This window comes from Thermodesulfobacteriota bacterium (assembly GCA_040758155.1).
Taxonomy (GTDB): Bacteria; Desulfobacterota; Deferrimicrobia; order Deferrimicrobiales; family Deferrimicrobiaceae; genus UBA2219.
On record JBFLWB010000126.1, the window covers coordinates 1 to 18,530 of the forward strand.

Sequence of the window (18,530 nt, forward strand, 5' to 3'; positions counted from 1 at the left end):
TGACACGCCGGCCAGGTCGGAAACGAGCTTGTCGGACAGGACGGCCTCGTCGACGGTCAGCGTCCCGTCCTTCTCCGTCTTGATCCCGATCTGCGAGAGGACGCGCAGCTCCTCCGAAAGGCCTGTGACGCGGCCCCCGACGATCGACTGCAGGCGGCTCACGACATCCCTCGCGGTGGACTCTCCCGTGAACGCGCTGGCGGTTCCGCTCTCCGAGTCGTACGCGACGTTGTCGGAAACCAGAGTGACGACGCCGTTGTACGCGGAGACGAACGCCTCGATCTTCTCCCGGATGGCTTCCGTGTCGTTCGTCACGGAGAGGGAGGAGCTCCCCTCCTTCTTCAGGGTGAACGACACCCCTTCGATCGCGCCCTCCACGGTGTTGGTGCTGCGGGTCATCGGCAGCCCGTCCACGGTGAACGCGGCGTCCTGTGCCGCCTGGAGCACCTGTCCCCCCGCGACCGGGCCGGTGGGCAGCCCGAGCGAGGTGGCGTTCTCCGTCACCGTGATGGAGTTCGCGGCGCCGGAGGCGACGCTTTTGAGGACGAGCCGGTATCCGGTGCCGTCGTTGATGACGCTCGCTTCCGCGTCGTCCGTGGCGGTGTTGATCGCGGCGGCCAGGTTCTCCAGGGTCGTCGTCGCGTCGACGGCCACGGTGACCGTCGCCCCGCCGCCGACCTGGAAGCTGAAATTCCCCGCGCCGGAGGCCACCACGGTCGTCGCGGCCGCCACGGCCGACGAGGCGATCCGGTGCGCCTGCGCGAGGCGGGTCACGACGATCGCGTAGTTCCCCTCCGTCGCCGAGCTGGACGCCGTCGCGTTGAGGACGGTCCCGTCGCTCGCTTCCGCCTCCCGGGCGTAGAATGCGGTCGACGTTCTCAGCCCGTCCGCCGCTGTTTTCAGGGCGTCCAGCTTCGACGACAGCTCTCCGTACTTGCTGATCTTGGTCTGGTACGCCTTCTGCCGGGTCTCCTTCAGCTCGATCGGCTGCCGCTCCAGCTCGATGATCTGCTCGATCATCGAGTTGTAGTCGATCCCCGAGATCAGTCCGCTGACCGAGAATGTGGACAATCAGACCTCCTGGGACACGGCGATGCCGGTCTGGTCGCCGGCCATCCGCCGGATCGCCTCCCGAAGGCCCTTCGCGATCGAGATTTCCTCCGGCATCGGGATCTGGCGGACCAGCTCCCCGGTATCCTTGTCGAACACCTTGACCACGATCTGGTGAAGCTCCTTCTCGAATTCGATGCGCAGCTTGCGGTCCGCCACGGGCTCCACGTTCAGGGCATCGCGCAGCACTTCCTGGACCGTGGCGAAATCCGGCTCCTTCCCTGCCGCGCCCCTTTCCGGGGCCGCGGCCCTTCCGCCGGCCGCGGGCAGGGACGAAGCCGGCAGCGGGGATGCGGGCACGATGATGTCGGTCTTCACGTCCATTTGAGCCACCCGTCACCGGGGGGAAGGGGAGACCCCCTCCCCCCGATCGTCTACGTCCTTACTGCAGAAGCTGGAGAGCCGCCTGCGGCAGCACGTTGGCCTGGGCCACCATCGCGTTCGCGGCCTGGACGAGGATCTGGTTCCTCGTGAACTGCGCCGCTTCGTACGCGAAGTCCGCGTCCCGGATCGCCGAGTCCGCGGCCGTGAGGTTCTCCGAGGTGACCCGCAGGTTCGAGATCGTGGATTCCAGCCGGCTCATGACGGCGCCGAGCTCGCCGCGGGCCGCCGCGACCGTGCCGATGGCGCTGGTGACCATGTCGAGGTTCGACTGGGCGTGCGCCACCGTGCTGATGTCCGCCATCAGGCTGAGCTTGGAGGAGTTGACGGCCGCCATGCCGCTGAAGAAGGTGATCCGGTCGTTGGCCGCCACGTTCTGGAACCCGACCTGCAGGGTGACGCCGGTCGTGCTCATCGAGCCGTCCAGCAGCTTCGCGCCGTTGAACTCGGTGGCGTTGGCGATACGGTCGATCTCGGTCTTCAGCTGCTGGTATTCCTTGTCCAGGGTGATCCGCTCGGCATTGCCGAGGGTGCCGTTCGCGGCCTGCTCCGCCAGTTCCCGCATACGGCCGAGGATGTTCCCCATTTCCGAGAGGCCGCCCTCGGTGGTTTGCGCCATGGAGATGCCGTCCTGGGAGTTGCGGATCGCGACCGAGATGCTGCGGATCTGGGACCGCAGCTTTTCGGAGATCGCCAGCCCGGCGGCGTCGTCCTTCGCGCTGTTGATGCGGAGGCCCGAGGACAGCCGCTGCACCGAGGTGCCGAGCTGGGCATTGTTCGCGGCCAGGTTTCTCTGCGCGGACAGGGAAGCGATGTTGGTGTTGATGACAAGAGCCATGGTTCATTCCTCCATGAATTTTTTTTCGGGCGTCCATGCCCGGTCTCGAAGCCGCGGCCTCTTCGGCCCGCGAGCGTTTCGGCTGTATCGCCGGTCCCATCCCCCGGCGTCCGTTTCCCCCCTCCTCCCCAGCCTTAGTCTCGAACGGCCTCTGCACTTATTTATCGGTTGGGCCCCCCAAACCTTTAGGAAATTCCCGGGCGACCGGAGCCCCTTCCGGCGTCAATCCGGAGACGACCGCAAACCTACGTCAAAAAACCGACTGCCGCCGTCGTTCCTCCCGGCCTCGTCTGCTGCAAGTATCCTATAAATATGAAAAAAATATTGGGCATGCAATTTGCTGCCTATTTCGACATTCCCGATTCGCGGAGGGAAGGACCATGAGGCCGGCGGTACGCTTCAACCGATGAAACGCTTTCCCGAAGACTTCCTGCTTCGCGACGGCGTCTGGCATCCTCTCGTCGAGGACCCGATCGCGTATTCCGACGGCGACGCGCCGGAAGCGTATCTCCGGCAGACCCTGGAGGGGGCGGCCGACCTTTCGTCCTGCTCCCGGGAGCTGCAGCTGGCCATCAGGGACTGGCCATCGGAATATCACCTCTCACCGCTCCGGGCCAATATCCTCCGGCCACTGGGGATCGGAAAGGACGCCAGGGTGCTGGAGCTGGGATGCGGGTGCGGCGCGGTCACCCGATACCTCGGCGAAAGCGCCGGACGCGTCGTCGCGGTCGAGGGAAGCCCCGTCCGGGCGCGGCTCGCCCGGATGCGCTGCAGGGAGCTGGACAACGTCGAGGTCGTCGCCTGCAACTTCGACGACATGGATCCCAAGGGGCCGTTCGACATCGTGACGCTGATCGGGGTCCTCGAATACGCCGGCATGTACTGGCGGCGGGCCGGGGACCCGTTCGAGGGGGCGCTCCGGTTCGCCCGGGGGCTCCTCGCGCCGGACGGCGTGCTGGTCGTCGCCATCGAGAACAGGCTGGGCATGAAGTATTTTTCGGGATGCACCGAGGACCACCTGGGAAAGCCGTTTTCCGGCATCGAGGGATATCCCGCCCCCGGCGGCCCGCGCACCTTCGGCCGGCGGGAGCTCGTGGAGCTGGCGGAGCGGTGCGGCCTCCCGGAGACCGAGCTGCTTCTCCCCTTCCCGGACTACAAGCTCCCCTCCTCCTTCCTCAACGCACGCTTCGCCTCGGCGCGGGAATGCCGGGAGTACAACCTGGTCGACTGGTGCGGGGAGCCGTTCCGGGACTACACCCGTGAGCGGGAGCACCATTTCAGCGATCAGCTCGCCCTCTGCTCCGCGGCGGACGCCGGCCTGCTCCCGGAATTCTCCAACTCGTTCCTCCTCCTGGCTGCGGCGAAACCGATCGGCGCGGACTCGCCGGTCCGGCGGCCGGACTTCGTCGCACAGCGGTTCAATCTCCTTCGCTCCCCGGAGTTCCGGACCGTCACAACCCTCGCCGTGAAGAACGGGGCCCCCGTCCTCTCCAAGGCGCGGGCGGGCGACCACCCGCCGCTCCCGGATTCGCCGGTGACGCTTTCGGCGGAGCAGGGGATCCCCTTCATCCCCGGAGGCAGGTCGCTCTTTCTGGAGATGCTGCGTGCGGCCCGGCGCGACGACGGGGGGGAGGAGCTCGTGCGTCTCGTCGCACGGTGGGTCGCTTATCTGCGCGGGCGCGCGCTCCCGGGAACGGAGCTCCTCCCGCCCGACCATATCGACTGCCAGCCGGGGAACCTGATCCTGGACCCGTCCGGCGCGCTTCGCTACATCGACGACGAATGGCGCTGGCACGATCCGGTCCCCATGGACTGGGTGCTGTACCGCGGCCTCTTCGACTTCTGGCACCGGTGCCGGCAATGGGTCGTCCGCTTCCTGCCGCAACCGGACCCGGTCCTCGGCGATTTTATCGGCTGGGCGCTCCCGGCGTCCGGCGCATCGATCGGAGGCGAACGCCTCGAGGAGCTGGCGAACATGGAGAAAGCGCTCCAATCGGCGATCTTCCCTTTCCGGCGGCCCGCGGCGCCCTTAAGCGAAGAAGAGGCGTCGGTCGCCCGGGTCGAGGAGCTGTTCGGCGCCGGGGAGCTCCTCCCCGCGCTGACCCTCGCCGGCGACATCGCGAAAAGGCATCCGCGGAACGCGACGAACTGGAACAACCTCGGCGTGATCCTGAACCGCCTGGAAAAGACCGACGAGGCGAGGGAATGCCTCCGCATCGCCCTTTCCCTGGACCCCGGACTGGCGGACGCGTCGGCCAACCTCGAGGCGATGGGGGAAGGCGCCCCCGCGACGAAGGAAGCCGCGCCGGGGAGCGACGGCTTCCGCGTCGTGGCGATCGTCGCCGCGTACAACGAGGGCGACGTGATCCGGCACGCGATCGGCGACCTGATCGCGCAGGGGATCGAGGTCTACCTCATCGACAACTGCTCCACCGACGACACGGTCGCGCAGGCCTCCGCCTGGCTGGGCAAGGGGCTGATCCGCATCGAGCGGTTCCCCGACGACGCGGGGTACCCGGCGGAGCTGCGGCACCGGTACGCGTGGAAGGAGATCCTCCGGAGGAAGGAGGAGGTCGCGGCGACGCTTCGGGCCGACTGGTTCATCCATCACGACGCGGACGAGTTCCGCGAATCGCCCTGGCCCGGCCTCACCCTGAAGGAGGCGATCCGGGTCGCGGACGCCATGGGCTACAACGCCCTCCAGTTCGCCGTCTTCAACTTCAAGCCCGTGGACGACGGGTTCGTCCCCGGCACCGACGTCCGCGAGCACATGAAGCACTACCTTCCGCTGCCCGAGCACGCCAGCCACGCCCAGGTCAAGGCGTGGAAGAACCTCGGGGTACGGCCGGAGATCGTCGAGAGCGGCGGGCACGACATCCTTTTCGAGGGGCGCAGGATCTTCCCCACCCGGTTCCTCCTGAGGCACTATCCCGTCCGGGGGCAGCGCCACGGCGAGAAGAAGGTGTTCGAGGACAGGAAGCGCCGGTTCTCCCCGGCGGAGCGGGAGCACGGCTGGCACCGGCAGTACGACCACATCGAGGACAGGGGCCACGACTTCCTCTGCGATCCCGCCGGGCTGCACCTGTATGACCCCGACGCGGCCCGCCTCCAGATCCTCTCCTACCAGACGTTCTCGCTGTCCGAGAAGGTCCTGGGCGAGGAGACGGTGGGCCGGCTCGTCCGGGAGGGCTGGTACGACCGGAGGGCGCTCCGCGTCGAGCGGGAGATCCTGAAGATCTGGTAGGGCGGAAGGCGGGGGGACGGGAGCGGGCATGGACCACGGAACGATGGAGATCACGACGGTCGTCGGCTGCGGGGTGCGCTGCCGGTACTGCCCGCAGGGCCGGCTCGTCGCCCGGTACCGAGGCATGTCCGGCGTCCCGAAAATGAGCTTCGACCTGTTCCGCGATTGCCTGCGGAAGATCCCCCCCGGGGTGCGGATCGATTTCTCGGGGATGGCCGAGCCGTGGACCCACCCCGAGTGCACCCGCATGCTGCTGCACGCTGCGGAGGAGGGGCGGAAGATCGCAGTTTACACCACGCTGAAGGGGATGACGCACCGGGATTTCGACGCTCTCCGGGAGGTCGAATACGACTACTTCGTGATCCATGTCCCGGACGCGCTCGGCAATTCCGACCTTCCGGTAAACGACGTATACCTGGGGCTGCTCGATCGGGTCGTGCGGCATCCGTTGAACGTCACGGGGGAGCGCCAGTTCTCCTGCCACGGGCCGTTGCACCCGTCCGTCCGTCCGATCGTCGACGGCGCGTTCCCCGTCTTCGACACGTTGATCGACCGCGCCGGGAACGTGCGGGAGAGCGGGTTGCAGGCCTGTTCGCACGCGGGGCGGATCACCTGCGGACGTGCGGGAGACCGCCTGAACCACAACGTTCTCCTTCCCGACGGGACCGTGCTCCTTTGCTGCATGGACTACAACATGGAGCACATCCTGGGGAATCTGGCCGTTCAGGAGTACGTGGAACTGCTGGAGAGCACGGCCTCCCGGTCGGTTCTGAGATCGCTGGAAGAAGAAGGGGAACCGCTCTCGCTTTGCCGGAGATGCTCCGCCGCGGTGGGTATGGGGAACCGGGAGGCCGACCTGGTCGGGAGAGTCGAGAGACTCTACCTCTCGGGAGAGACCGCCTCCGCACTGCGCCTGGCCCGCGACATCGCGCGAAAGCATCCGGGGAACGCGACGAACTGGAACAACCTCGGGGTGATCCTCGACGGCCTCGGGAAAAAGGGGGAGGCGGCGGAGTGCTTCCGGATCGCCCTTTCGCTGGACGGCAGCCTCGGGGACGCCTTGGCCAACCTGGAGGCGCTGGGGATTTCCCCCCAGGCGGCCACCACCCTCAGACCGCTGCCCGCGTGCGCGCCGCCTGCGTCTTCCCGAGCATCCGGATGAAGCCGTCCAGGATGGCGGAATCGTAGCTCTGCCGCTCCACCTTCATCTGCATCAGGGCCTGGAACGGCGTCCCGGCGTCCTTGTACGGCCGGTTCGTCGTCATCGCGTCGTAGCAGTCGGCGATCGCGCAGATCCGGCCGAAGAGCGAGATCTCCCCTCCCGTGAGCCGGTTGGGATACCCCGTGCCGGAAAGCCGCTCGTGGTGCTGGAGGACGACCATGCGGGACTCCGCGGGGACAGCGTCGGAGGCGTCGAAGGTCTTCGCCCCTTCGACGACGTGGGTCTTCATGATCTCGTACTCCCGCTCGTTCAGCCGGCCGGGCTTGTTCAGGATCTCTGCCGGGATCGCGCTCTTCCCGACGTCGTGGAGCAGCGCCCCGATACCGAGAACGTGCACGTCGCTACGGGCCAGGCCGCAGGCGACCCCGATGCCGGCGCAGAGAACGGCGACGTTCACCGAGTGAGTATAGGTGTACTGGTCGTAGCTGTTCAGCATGATGAGGTCGAACAGGATGTCCTGGTTGCTCAGGATGCACTCCGTCAGGTCGGAGACGATCTTCATGCCTTTCTTGATGTTCTCCCCGCTCCGGGGGTTCTCCAGCAGGTCCTTGACGATCGTCTTCGACTTCTCCTTGATGGCGACCGCCTGGATCTTCTGCTTTTCCTCCCCGGAGGCGGCGTCGCGCGCCATGTCCGACACGACGGAATCCAGAAAAAGCTGATACCGCGCGATGTCCTCGTTCCGGATGACGAAGTCCCCGCGCATCGCCGCGAGCCCGCCGGGAATGGTCCCGAAGCCCTGCTCCGACGGGTCAACCAGCGGCGTGAGCCGCAGGTCGTAGAGCCGGTAGATCCCGAAATCGACCCGCTTCCCCTGGACCAGGAAGGTCCGGTCGATCTGGTAGTACTGTTGCTTGTGCGCGATGTATTCCTGCACCGTCTCGGGGTCTTCGGGATTCGCGGGCGTTTCGACGGAGGTCCTGTGGAGGTACAGGTCGAGCTCCCGGGCGTCGCGCGCGTCGACGTACACCTCGCCGACGCCGGCGCGCCGGAGCTCGGCCCTCTCCCCGGGGCCGTAAAGGGTCCCCGCGGAGTACAGTTTGGTGAAGACGTTCCCCTCGTTGATGAAGACGTCGAACGGCAGACGGGTCCCGACGGCCAGCCCCTCGGCGGGGAACGCCTTCCGGGACCCGTATACGTAAACCTTGTACGACATGCCGCCCCTCGCCCCCTCTTTCCCTACGGCGCCGGCTTCCCCGCACCCCGGTTCATGGAATAGACGAACGCAAGGATCTCCGCGACCGCCTTGTAAAGGTCGGGCGGGATCTCGCGGTACAGGTCGAGCGAAGCGAGCACCCGGACCAGCTCCCGGTCCTCCCGGATCGGGATCCCGTGCCTCCGCGCGGTCTCGAGGATCTTATCGGCAACCGCCCCTTTTCCCTTAGCGACGATTTTCGGGGCGGCGTCCTTCCCCCGCTCGTACCGCAGCGCCGCCGCCTCCCGGGGCCCGTTCTTCATGTTCATGCCTCCAGGTCGATCCCGTCCGCGGAGGGGACGCCGAACGCGACGCGCTCCCGCCGCTGGACCGCGAGCGCCGAAAGGGCCAGCCCCGCCTCCCGGAACCGCTTCCCGACCTCATCGGAGCGCGAGGCCAGGAGGGCGCGGGTCTCCTCGCTTTCGGGAGAAAGCGAGACGAAGAAGGAGCCGTCGTACATCGTCACCGAGACCGCCAGCTTTCCGATGGGGGCCAGGTCGAGGTTCATCGTGCACGTGTACGACTGCCCCTTCCCCCGGTCCCTCCTCCGGAACAGGATCTCGCCGTCCTCGAGCTCCTCCCAATCGAGCGCGAGCGGGGCGTGGAGGACGCCGTGGACGGCGGAGGAGACCTGGTACGACTCGATCGTGGAGAGCATCCCGTCGACCTTCACCGCCGTCTCTCCCGGGCTGATCCCCGACCCCCGCACCGCCGCCGAGCCGCCGAGCTCCCGCATCGCCTGGCCGACGCGCAATAGCGCTTCCTTCCGGTCGGCCGACCGGGGAACGCCTTCCGCCTCCAGGGCGAGCTTCGTCTCGAGCAGAACACCGGACCCCTCCACCGCCTCCCTCAGGCCCTCGCCCGTGAGCCGCTCCATGCCGGGAGCGCCTTCCAGGCGGGAGAAGCCCGGGATCGCCGACTTCACGGATTCGGGGAAGGCGCGGAACGTCTGCTGCGCCCGCCTCGCATCGGAGGCCGGCGCCCGGGTCCCGGCCGGGTCCGGCGACCGTCCGCTCTCCCGGTCGGCCGTTCCGAGGAACTGCAGCGAGATCTCGCCGTCCCCGTCGGTCACCTTGAGGAGGACGCACTCCCCCGCGTCGAGGGGGACCCGCGTCCGGGCGGACACGACGGCGCTTTCCCCGGACTCCTTCGTGATGCGGATCGATACGGTCCCGTCGGCCATGAGGGTCAGCACGTCGGCCTTGACGACGTCGCCGATCTTCAGCCGAAGGGCGCCTCCCGAAGAGGCCGCGAAGGTCAGCGCGTTCTCGATCCGGGCGATGCCGTCGATCCTGGGGAGGGATCCGGGGAAAACGGGGGGAAACGGAAAGGGGAACACGGGGCGTTCAGGCCCTGTCGATGACGGCCTGCACTCCGAGCATGCGGTTGGAATTGATCGCGAGGGGACCGTTGAGGTTCGCGATGACCTTGTCGCCTTCGACCCGCAACATCAAAAGGACCGCCAGCTCCTCCTCGCTTTCGATCTGGAGGAACCGCACGACGTCCTCGCCGAGGGTGATCTCCCCGTCGCCCGCGATCGTCTTCGGGTCCGTCACGATGAAGGCGACATCGGGATCCTCCACCGACTGGAGCCATTTCAGCGGGGTGTCCTTATAATCGATGAGGACGTACCGGTTCAGGGCGGGAAACCCGAGCAGGCCGACCGGAAAGCGGATGATCCTGTCTTCGCCGACTTCGAGGGGACCGAACCGGGACGTCGCGAAAGAGACCATCTATTTCACCTTGTCCTTCAGCTTCCTGAAATCGTCGGGCGTCAGCCCGGACGACACGATGTTTTCCGACTTGATCTTCTCGTAGATCTCCGCCCGGTAGATCCGGACGGCGGGGGGCGCGCTGATGCCGATCTGCACCTGGTTCCCGCGGATGGCCAGCACCGTCACCGTGATGTCGTCGCCGATCTTGAACGCTTCATCCGACTTCCTTGTCAGAACGAGCATTCCCCCCCCTGTCCCTTCCTGTGTCTATCCTCCTCCTGCGGCGTCAGTATACAGCGATTCCCGTCAGTCGAGGAAATCGAGGAGCGACTGCGAGAGCATTTTCGCCGTCGCCGCCTGGATCGCCTCGAGCACCGTGCCCGCCTTGGCGAGGTCGCTGGCGGTCGCGACGATGTCCGCGCCCTCCACGGAGGCGAGCGATTCCTCGGTCAGGAGATTCCGGTCCTCGAGCCGCGTCCCCTGGTCCTCGAGCCGGTTGAGCCGCGCGCCCAGGTCGGCCCGGACGTTGTTCACATGATCCTCCATGGCGTCGATCGGCGAGAGCAGCGCGGAGATCCTCAGCGTGTCGTTTCCCTCCATCGCCGAACACAGCAGGTCGGTCATCTCCATCGCGTTGTCGAAGGAGAACGAATCTAGGACCGTCGTGTCGTCGGAATCGCGGATCTCGACCGTGATCGTCGTACCGCTTCCGGGAATGTAGTGGGCATAGCGCCCGTCGGCGATCTCGACGACCTCCTCCGACGAAAGGGAATACCCGAAGGCGGCCGCCCCGGTGACGTTCTTCGGAATCAGCACGCCGTCGCCGACCGCCATGTTGACCGCCCCTGCGTCGCCCTGGTAGGCGTAGGAAGCGTCGAACGCGGGAGCGTCGGTCCGGAAGCCCGAGAAGAGGTACCGGCTCCCGGCCTTGCTGTTGGCCAGCGACAGGATCTGGTCCCGGAGCTGGCCGACCTCCTCCGCGAGCGCCGCCCGGGAGGACGCCCCCGTCGAATCGCTCGCCCCCTGGACCGCCAGCGCCCGCACCCGGGTCAGGGCGGTGTTGACCGAGGACAGCGCGGACTCCGCGGCCGTGATGGCGCTCGTCGCGTCGGAGACGTTGCCCAGGTACCGCTCGCCCGCGGCGATGGATACCTTGTAGTCCATCGCCCGGGAGATCCCCGTCACGTCGTCCGACGGCTTGTTGATCCGCTTCCCCGAGGAGATCTGCTCGTTCAGCCGGTACAGCTCCGAGAGCGACCGCATCAGGGAGTCGGTGGACTGGCGATACATCTGCTGCGTGGAGATCCTCATAACGAGAGCACCGTCTGGAGGAGCTCGTCCGTGACCGAGATCAGGCGCGCCGCCGCCTCGAAGGCCCGCTGATAGACGATGAGGCTCGTCGCCTCCTCGTCGAGCGACACGCCCGACGCGGAATCGCGCTGGTTGGCGAGCTCCGTGTGGAGGTTCGCGTCGAACGTCTGCAGGTCCGAGGCGTCCGCCGCCATCGAGCCGACCGACGTCACGAGCCCCGCGTAATATCCGGAGACCGTCGCGTTCCCGAGAGTGGATACGCCCGCGTCGGCGAGCGCCGCGATCCGCAGCGCGTTCCGGTTGTCGCCCGGCAGGGAGGACGCGGCGTCCGCCGCGGCGATCTCGTCGGTATCGGAAATCGAGACGCCGAAATTCGACACCGCGCCCGCGAGGGGGCTCACCGAGAACGAGTCGCCCGCGGCGACCGTGCCGGTCAGCGTGACCGAGATGCCGTCGAAGGCGATGGGGCTGCCCGAGGAGAACGTCCCCGTCGCGACGGTTGCGCCGGTGTCCCGGTTCTTCACGGTGTAGGCGCCGCCGGCCCCGATGGTCACGTCGTACTCGGAAAGCGTCAGGGCGCCCGGGTCCGTGATCGAAGCCGCGGTCACGTCCGCCCCGGCGGACGCGTCCGTGGAGGACAGCGTCAGGGGCGAGAAGAAATCGTTTCCCGTCGAGCCGTCGAGGCCGTACCCGCCGCGGTGGAGCGCGTTGATCTCCACCGTCAGCGCGGCGGCGAGGCGGCGGAGCCCCTTCAGCGGCCCCGATTCGATCGCGGTCCGCGCGTCGAGCAGACCGCTCACCCGCCCCTTCCCGATCCGGGGAGCGACGTCCACGCCGTCGATCTCGAGGCGGACGGCCCCCGACGGGTCGGCGGAGGCCGTCATCCCGTTGACCCGCGTGCCGTCGACGAGGTTGCGCATCCCGACGACGACGGTCAGCGATCCGTCCTCGTCCTCCCGGGTGCTGAGTTGAACGAGGTCCGCCAGCTCGGTCACGAGGGCGCCCCGCGCGTCGCGCAGGTCGTTCGCGGACGTGCCGGAGTCCCCGGCCTCGACCCGCACGATCTGCTCGTTGAGACGCGCGATCCCGTCCGCGAGCCGGTTGACTTCCCCGGCGATGTCGGCGATCTCGTCGTCGATCTCGCCGATCGTGTCCAGCAGGTCCTGCTCCATCTGCTTCGCGGCGGATACCAGCGATTCGGCGTCCGAGAGCAGGACCGTCCGCTTCGCCGCGTCGTCGGGGGACGAGGTGAGCGACTGCCAGGAGCCGAAGAACGCCTCGATGCTCTCCGAGAGCCCGACCCCCGCCGCGTCGTTGAACACCTGCTCCACCTGGGACAGGACCTCGTTCAAAGCGGTCGACCTGCCGAGGTTCTGCCGTTGGCCTAGGAGCTGCCCCTCGACGAATCGGGCGTAGCTCCGCTTGACGGCGGCGATCGACACGCCCCGGCCGATGTACCCGCTCGAATTGGCCGCCGGCGTGGCGATCTCGAGGACCACCTCCTGGCGGGTGTATCCGGACGTATTGACGTTGGCGATGTTGTGGCCCGTGACGTTCAGCGCGGTCTGGCTGGCGAACAGCGCGGACTTCCCGACGTTCAGGAGGTTCATCAGGGACATGTCACGTCTCCCGCGACAGGAGCGTCCCGGTGGCGGCGGTTTCCGTCCGCCGTCCGCCGAACGCGTTGAAGAACGCCGTGGCCGTCCGCACGCCGCTCAGGGAGCGGTCGACGAGGTGGCGGTTGAAGCCGTTCAGGTCCTCGATGCTCTGGACCAGCGAGACGAGCTTGAGACGGATCCCGGAAAGCTCGGCGTCGCCTGTCCGCTCCGCGATGGCCCGGAGAGTCAGCTCGCCGTCGCGCGGCTCCGGCCACTCCGCCGAGAGCGCCCCGGCAAGCCGCTGCCGTTCCTCTTCCAGAAGGCGCATGCGGAAGAGGAGAGTGTCCTTCTCCTTCGCGAGCCCCTCCACCGCCTTCGCGTCCAGTTCGATGAGGTGGGTCCTCTCCTTCTGGAGGAGGCCCACCAGCGATTTGCAGCACGCCTCCTGCTCCCGCAGGATGGCTTTCATGGAAGCCAGGGTGCTCATACGATCTCGTCGATCATCCTCCCAGCGATCTTGTCGGGGTCCGGAACGTATTTCCCGGTTTCGATCAAGTTCCTGATTTCACTTACCTTCTCCTGCCGGATCTCCGGGAGGGCGTTCAGGATCCCCCGGAGGTCCGCAATCTCCTTCGCGCCGCCCGACAGGTCGACCCGGTCGGAGACGGCCGCCTCCCTTTTCCCTTCCAACTTGCTGTTTTTGCTCGCGTTACCGATTCTGACGACATCCGCGTTCTCCGGAGGTCTGCCGCCGTGGATCTTCATCGCCTGCCCCCCGTGGTACGGTCCTTTACGAATACTTATCGGATGAACCGCTCCTCCCTTTAGCGATTCCGGCGAAAACCGCCAACGGCGGGACTTTTTTCCCCTCGTATTGGACCTCGAAGTGCAGGTGTGGGCCCGTCGAGCGGCCCGAGCTCCCGACTTCGGCGATGACCGTCTCCGGATCCACCCGGTCGCCCGCGGCGACCCGGTTGGCCCGGTTGTGGGCGTATTTCGTGACGAACCCGTTCCCGTGGTCGATCACGACGACGTTCCCGTAGCCGTTCTGGTGTCCGCTGAACGTCACCTCCCCCCCTCTCGCGGGATAAACGGCCGTCCCTTCGGGGGCGGCGATGTCTACACCGTGGTGGAAGCGGGTTTCCCCCGTGAACGGGTCCTTCCGGTAGCCGAACGGGGAGCTGACCCGGCCCCCGTCGCGGATGGGGAACGCGCCTTCTTCCAGCGGTTCGTGAGTGTGCGGGTCGGAAATTTCCTGTGCGGAAGAGACGGGCTGCCCGGGCGCTTCGGCGCTCGAGGGTGCCGGCACGGGTACGGTCGATGGGAGGAGGGGGGAAATCGAGATTGGGGAAGGCGAAACGGAAGGCGCCGCGGCGCCGGGCGGTGTCGCCGATTTCCCCGCGGATTCCGCGTGCCCCATGCCTTTCAGGAGAAGCTCCTGGAGGCCGAGCCCCCGGGAGGACAGCACGCGCGCCAGCTCCATGTCGAACAGCGAACCGTACACCTCCCCGCCGAAGCCTTCCCCGGAGGCCGGTCCTCCCGACGCCGACCGCATCGCCTTGACCATTTCGTAGGCGAACAGCGACTCCATTTCCCGGGCGGCCGCGCGGACGGCCTCGGGGTCCTTCCTCCCCCGCAGCGACTCGATGCCCTGGGGGAGCTGCGCCGACGGGGCGGAAGGGATCTTCACGTCAGATGATCTCCAGCTCGGCCCGCAGCGCGCCCGACGTCCGCAGCGCCTGGAGGATGGCGATCAGATCCCTCGGGGAAACGCCGAGCGCGTTGAGCCCTCGAACGATGTCCCCCAACGACGCGCCGGAGACCTCCATGAGCGCGACCTTCGGCTCGCTGGCCGTCACCTGCGATTCCGGGACCACGACCGTCTCCGATCCCTTGGGGCCGAACGGATTGGGCTGCGACACCTTCAGGTCGGTGCGGACCTCGATGGTCAGATTCCCGTGGGCGATGGCCACCGGGGAGATCTTCACGTTCTCGCCGATGACGACGGTCCCCGTCTTCTCGTTGACGGTCACGCGAGCGGGCAGGTCGATCGGCACCTGGAGCGCCTCGACGGCGGAGATCAGCTCGGGGAGCCGCTCCCGGTACTCGTCGGGCACGCGGATCCGGACGGTGGCGGGATCGACGGCCGCGGCCCGGTCGCCCTTGAGCTCCTCGTTGATCTTCGCCGCGATGCGGGTCGCGTTCGTGAAGTCCTGCCGGCGGAGGAAGAGCCGCAGGGAATCGCCCTGCCCGAGCGTGAACGGGAGGTCCTTCTCCACGGTCCCGCCGCCCGGAATGCTCCCGACGGTGGGGTGGTTCTTCACGACCTTGGCCCCTCCCTCTCCGCCGACGAAGCCTCCGACCGAGACGGGTCCCTGCGCGATCGCGTAGACCCTGCCGTCGGCGCCCTTCAGCGGAGTCATCAGGAGCGTGCCGCCCTGCAGCGTCTTGGCGTCGTTCATGGCGGACACGGAGACGTCGATGCGCGTGCCCGGCCTCGGGAAGGGCGGCAGCGCCGCCGTGACCATGACCGCCGCCGCGTTCTTTGACTTGATGTCGGCTTCGTCGACGACGAGCCCCATCCGCTGCAGCATGTTGACCATGCTCTGGACGGCGGGACCCTTGTTGTCGCCCCCCCCGGCCAGCCCGACGACGAGGCCGTACCCGATGAGCTGGTTCTCCCGGACCCCCTCGAACGCCGCGAGGTCCTTGATCCGCTCCGCGCGGCAGGGGACCGCGAGGGCGGGCAGCAGGAGGGCCGCCGCCAGGAGGGCGGCCGCAAGGCGCCGTCCCGCCGATCCGGTCCGCCGGGAGGTTATCCTGTCCGTTCTCATCATCGCTCCCATCCCTTCCATCGGTCTAGAACGGCCAGACGTTGTCGAGGATCCGGACGAGCCAGCCCGGCTTCTGCTTGTCCTGGAGGACGCCGTCCCCCACCAGGAAGATCTCGGCGTCGGCGACCTTGGTGCTCAGGATCGTGTTCGCCACGGAGATGTCCTCGGGCCGCACCGCGCCCCGGAGGACCAGCGTCTGCTTCTCGTTGTTGATCGTGATCTCCTTGCGCGACTCCACCGAGAGCGTCCCGTTCGGCATCACTTCCGTGACGCGGGCGGTGATCGTCCCGATGATGCTCCCCGTCCGGTTCGTCGATCCCGTTCCCTTGAAGTCGTCCGTCATCTTGCCGCTCACGGTGGGCGAGAACGTGAATCCCTTCCCGTACAGGTTCGGCCGGTTCAGGTTCAGCGGCGCCCCGAAGAAGTCCGTGACCGCCGCGTCGAGGCTGGAGTTCCGCGCCGCGGCCGTGTCGGCGGCCCCCGACCCGGAGATGCTCTCGAGCACGTTTATGGTGAGCAGGTCGTTGACCCTCCTCGCCCGGAAGTCCTCGAGCAGCCCCCCTCCCTCGCGCCAGAGGGAGTTGGACGAGGACACCTCGGGAGGCCGCTCCTGGTGCTGGACGTATTTCGGAGGCGGCGGGGGAAGCTTCGGCGTGGTGGCGCACCCCTGCAGCAGGACGGCAGCGAGCAGCAGGGCGGCCGGTACGGACTTAGTAATCGACACGGACCGTGTTTTCATCGACCAGGATCCCCGTGACAATCTTTTTCGATGCAAGGTTGACGGTCCTCACGGAATCGTCCACGCGGGCGTCCTCGCGCGTCTCGCCGGCGGCGGCGATCCGCACCCCGCCGCTCTCGGCGACCAGGGTGACCTTCCGCCCCCGCTTCACGACCTTCGAGCCGGCAAGGTGCCGGGAAAGAAGCGGGACGTTCGCGCCGACCGACCGGTTCAGGACCTTCCCGACGGCCGCCTCCGGGTCCCGGAGGGCGCCCTGGGGAACCCGCCCGATCTCCGTACGGGCGAGATACACGTCGTCCTCCCCGAGGGAGCGGTCCCTGGACAGGCGGCGGGACGTCACCACGATCTCCTCGAACGCCTCCACGTCGGCCGTCGCCGTCACGACGGCGCCGTTCCCGTACTCCATCGCGAAGACCGTCTTTCCGGGAAGCCCCTTCCGGACGGAGATCCGCCGCGGCAGCTCCGCGGGCGGCCGCGCGTCCAGGGAGAGGTCCCGCAGCTCGACGTCGGACCATGGCCGCTGCGAGAGGACGTAATCCTTGAGGATCGCTTCGGGCGAAGGCACGGGCGCGCCCGCGGCGGCGGGCGCCGCGGCGGCGAGGAGCGCCAGAACGAAAAGGAGGCCGCCCCGGACGACCTTCATCGGATCAGGTTGTTGATGACCTGGAGCATCTCGTCGGAGGCTGTGACCGCCTTCGAGTTGATCTCGTAGGCCCGCTGGCTGACGATCATGTTGACCATCTCCTCGACGACGTTCACGTTGCTCATTTCGAGGAACCCCTGGCCGATCGTTCCCATCCCGTCCGCCCCGGGATTCGCCGTGATCGCCTCTCCCGACGATTCGGTCGGGGCGAACAGGTTCTTCCCGAGCGAACGGAGCCCCGCGGGGTTCGAGAAGCGCGCCAGGGCGATCTGCCCGACCTCGCTCGGGGTACCGCTTCCCGCCTGCGTGACGGTGATCTTCCCGTCGGTGCCGACCGTGATGCTCGTCGCGTCGGAGGGGATCGTAAGGGAGGGCTCGACGGGGTACCCGTCGGAGGTCACGATGCGCCCCTGGCTGTCGAGCTTGAACGCGCCCGCCCGGGTGTACCCGATCTCTCCGTCGGGCTTGGTGACCTGGAAGAAGCCGTCGCCCTCGATCACGAGGTCGAGCGGGTTCCCCGTCGCGGAGAAGTCGCCCTGCTCGAACATCTTCTGGACGGCGACGGTGCGGACGCCGAGCCCCACCTGGATCCCCGAGGGGATCTCCATTCCCTCGGCCGACGTGGCGCCCGGCTCCGAGATGGTCTGGTAGATGAGGTCCTGGAAGTCGGCGCGCGACCGCTTGTAGCCGGTGGTGTTGACGTTGGCGAGATTGTTCGCCACCACGTCGATGTTCAGCCGTTGCGCCTCCATGCCTGTCGCCGCCGTGTACAAAGACCGGATCATCCCCGTCCTCCCTCACGCGGGCGTGCCGCCCGCCGTCTTTCAGACCTTCGCCATCTCCCCGTTGACGCGCGCCGCGGCGTCGTCGAACGCCTTGATCGCCTTCTGGTACATCTCGAATTCCCGCATCGTCTCGATCATCCGGACCATCTCCTTGACCACCTCGACGTTGGAGGCCTCGAGGTGCCCCGAGGCCACGGAGGCGGTCGAGGGGACCGGGGCATCCTTCGCGGTATACTCCCCGTCCTCGAGCTCCGTGAGGGAGCCGGTGTTTTCGAAATCGACGATCTTGAGCTTTCCGACGGCGGTGCCTTCGACGCGCACCTCGCCGTTGGGCGCGATCTCCACCTGCCCCGGGGGAAGCTGGATCGGCCCGCCCTCGCCCAGGACGTTGCGCCCCCGCTGCGTCACGAGGTGCCCGTCCCGGGCGACCTGGAGGTCGCCCTTCCGCGTGTAGCGGCCGCCCTCGATGCAGAGGAACCCGTTCCCGCTGATGGCGACGTCGAGCGGATTGCCGGTGCGGAACTGGTTCCCCGCCGCGAAGTCGGTCTTGACCTCGGAGAGGTCGGTCATCGTCCGCCCCTCGTCGCTGTCGGGCATCCCGCTGATCCCGGAGATGAGGTATTCCCGGAACGAGGAGCGGTCCTTCTTGAAGCCGACGGTGCTCGCGTTGGCGACGTTGTGGGACAGGGTGTCGAGCTGCCCCTGTTTCAAGACCGAGCCGGAAAGCGCGATGTAGATGCCTTTATACATGACCGAAAGGTATTGCAAGCTTGATGCCATCGCATGCGAGAGAGGGGAAAACTTCGGCGTAACGGGAGGTTCTATTGAAAATACAAGGGATTTCTGGCGCTTCGGACGGAAAAACTTTCCCCCGGCGGCAAGAATTGCCCCTTTCGGGGGACTTACGGGCGGCGA

The 18,530-nt window shown here is 67.4% G+C and carries 20 protein-coding genes; 2 read left to right on the forward strand and 18 right to left on the reverse strand.

Annotated elements, in window-relative coordinates:
- From fliD to AB1346_08020, 3 genes are all read right to left on the reverse strand, one after another.
- On the reverse strand, positions 1 to 1,071 hold a 1,071-nt coding region (gene fliD, locus AB1346_08010; GenBank protein ID MEW6720377.1), incomplete at its 3' end, for a flagellar filament capping protein FliD.
- The gene (locus AB1346_08015; protein MEW6720378.1) at positions 1,072 to 1,434 is read right to left on the reverse strand and encodes a flagellar protein FlaG; all 363 of its coding nucleotides are present in this window, start codon (positions 1,432 to 1,434) and stop codon (positions 1,072 to 1,074) included.
- A 58-nt stretch (positions 1,435 to 1,492) separates the two neighbouring features.
- Entirely contained in the window at positions 1,493 to 2,329 is an 837-nt protein-coding gene (locus AB1346_08020) for a flagellin (GenBank protein MEW6720379.1), read from the reverse strand.
- Between the two features lie 406 nt (positions 2,330 to 2,735).
- On the opposite strand from AB1346_08020, the gene AB1346_08025 reads away from it, so the two are divergent.
- Positions 2,736 to 5,573: a methyltransferase gene (locus AB1346_08025; GenBank protein ID MEW6720380.1), complete on the forward strand. Its 2,838-nt coding sequence runs from the start codon at positions 2,736 to 2,738 to the stop codon at positions 5,571 to 5,573.
- Positions 5,574 to 5,601: 28 nt separating this feature from the next.
- Positions 5,602 to 6,735, forward strand: coding sequence for an SPASM domain-containing protein (locus AB1346_08030; GenBank protein MEW6720381.1), 1,134 nt, complete (start codon positions 5,602 to 5,604; stop codon positions 6,733 to 6,735).
- Here the strand turns inward: AB1346_08030 and AB1346_08035 are convergent.
- The 15 genes from AB1346_08035 to AB1346_08105 all read right to left on the reverse strand — a co-directional run bounded on the left by AB1346_08035 (position 6,683) and on the right by AB1346_08105 (position 18,365).
- Entirely contained in the window at positions 6,683 to 7,951 is a 1,269-nt protein-coding gene (locus AB1346_08035) for an HD-GYP domain-containing protein (protein ID MEW6720382.1), read from the reverse strand. The genes AB1346_08030 and AB1346_08035 overlap by 53 nt on opposite strands.
- A gap of 23 nt (positions 7,952 to 7,974) precedes the next feature.
- A complete protein-coding gene (locus AB1346_08040) occupies positions 7,975 to 8,253 on the reverse strand; it encodes an EscU/YscU/HrcU family type III secretion system export apparatus switch protein (GenBank protein ID MEW6720383.1) in 279 nt (92 codons plus the stop codon).
- Positions 8,254 to 8,255: 2 nt separating this feature from the next.
- Positions 8,256 to 9,329, reverse strand: a complete 1,074-nt coding sequence (locus AB1346_08045; GenBank protein MEW6720384.1) for a flagellar hook-length control protein FliK — start codon at positions 9,327 to 9,329, stop codon at positions 8,256 to 8,258.
- A gap of 7 nt (positions 9,330 to 9,336) precedes the next feature.
- Positions 9,337 to 9,723, reverse strand: a complete 387-nt coding sequence (gene fliW, locus AB1346_08050) for a flagellar assembly protein FliW (protein MEW6720385.1) — start codon at positions 9,721 to 9,723, stop codon at positions 9,337 to 9,339.
- A complete protein-coding gene (gene csrA / locus AB1346_08055; GenBank protein ID MEW6720386.1) occupies positions 9,724 to 9,948 on the reverse strand; it encodes a carbon storage regulator CsrA in 225 nt (74 codons plus the stop codon).
- A 63-nt stretch (positions 9,949 to 10,011) separates the two neighbouring features.
- Positions 10,012 to 11,016, reverse strand: coding sequence for a flagellar hook-associated protein FlgL (gene flgL / locus AB1346_08060; protein MEW6720387.1), 1,005 nt, complete (start codon positions 11,014 to 11,016; stop codon positions 10,012 to 10,014).
- Positions 11,013 to 12,635: a flagellar hook-associated protein FlgK gene (flgK, locus tag AB1346_08065; GenBank protein MEW6720388.1), complete on the reverse strand. Its 1,623-nt coding sequence runs from the start codon at positions 12,633 to 12,635 to the stop codon at positions 11,013 to 11,015. The genes flgL and flgK overlap by 4 nt, the downstream gene beginning before the upstream one ends.
- 1 nt (position 12,636) lies before the next feature.
- Positions 12,637 to 13,101 (reverse strand): flagellar protein FlgN, encoded by a 465-nt coding sequence (locus AB1346_08070; protein ID MEW6720389.1) that lies wholly within the window; start codon positions 13,099 to 13,101, stop codon positions 12,637 to 12,639.
- On the reverse strand, positions 13,098 to 13,379 hold the full coding sequence (gene flgM, locus AB1346_08075) for a flagellar biosynthesis anti-sigma factor FlgM (protein MEW6720390.1): 282 nt from the start codon (positions 13,377 to 13,379) through the stop codon (positions 13,098 to 13,100). Before flgM ends, AB1346_08070 begins: the two co-directional genes overlap by 4 nt.
- Before the next feature lie 25 nt (positions 13,380 to 13,404).
- Positions 13,405 to 14,304, reverse strand: coding sequence for a peptidoglycan DD-metalloendopeptidase family protein (locus AB1346_08080; GenBank protein ID MEW6720391.1), 900 nt, complete (start codon positions 14,302 to 14,304; stop codon positions 13,405 to 13,407).
- Position 14,305: 1 nt separating this feature from the next.
- Positions 14,306 to 15,451: a flagellar basal body P-ring protein FlgI gene (locus AB1346_08085; protein MEW6720392.1), complete on the reverse strand. Its 1,146-nt coding sequence runs from the start codon at positions 15,449 to 15,451 to the stop codon at positions 14,306 to 14,308.
- A 22-nt stretch (positions 15,452 to 15,473) separates the two neighbouring features.
- The gene (locus AB1346_08090; GenBank protein ID MEW6720393.1) at positions 15,474 to 16,187 is read right to left on the reverse strand and encodes a flagellar basal body L-ring protein FlgH; all 714 of its coding nucleotides are present in this window, start codon (positions 16,185 to 16,187) and stop codon (positions 15,474 to 15,476) included.
- Positions 16,159 to 16,830, reverse strand: coding sequence for a flagellar basal body P-ring formation chaperone FlgA (gene flgA / locus AB1346_08095; GenBank protein ID MEW6720394.1), 672 nt, complete (start codon positions 16,828 to 16,830; stop codon positions 16,159 to 16,161). The genes AB1346_08090 and flgA overlap by 29 nt, the downstream gene beginning before the upstream one ends.
- Positions 16,827 to 17,615, reverse strand: coding sequence for a flagellar basal-body rod protein FlgG (gene flgG / locus AB1346_08100; protein ID MEW6720395.1), 789 nt, complete (start codon positions 17,613 to 17,615; stop codon positions 16,827 to 16,829). The genes flgA and flgG overlap by 4 nt, the downstream gene beginning before the upstream one ends.
- Positions 17,616 to 17,654: 39 nt before the next feature.
- Complete coding sequence (locus AB1346_08105) at positions 17,655 to 18,365, reverse strand: flagellar hook-basal body protein (GenBank protein MEW6720396.1); 711 nt, start codon at positions 18,363 to 18,365, stop codon at positions 17,655 to 17,657.
- Between the last annotated feature and the right edge of the window lie 165 nt (positions 18,366 to 18,530).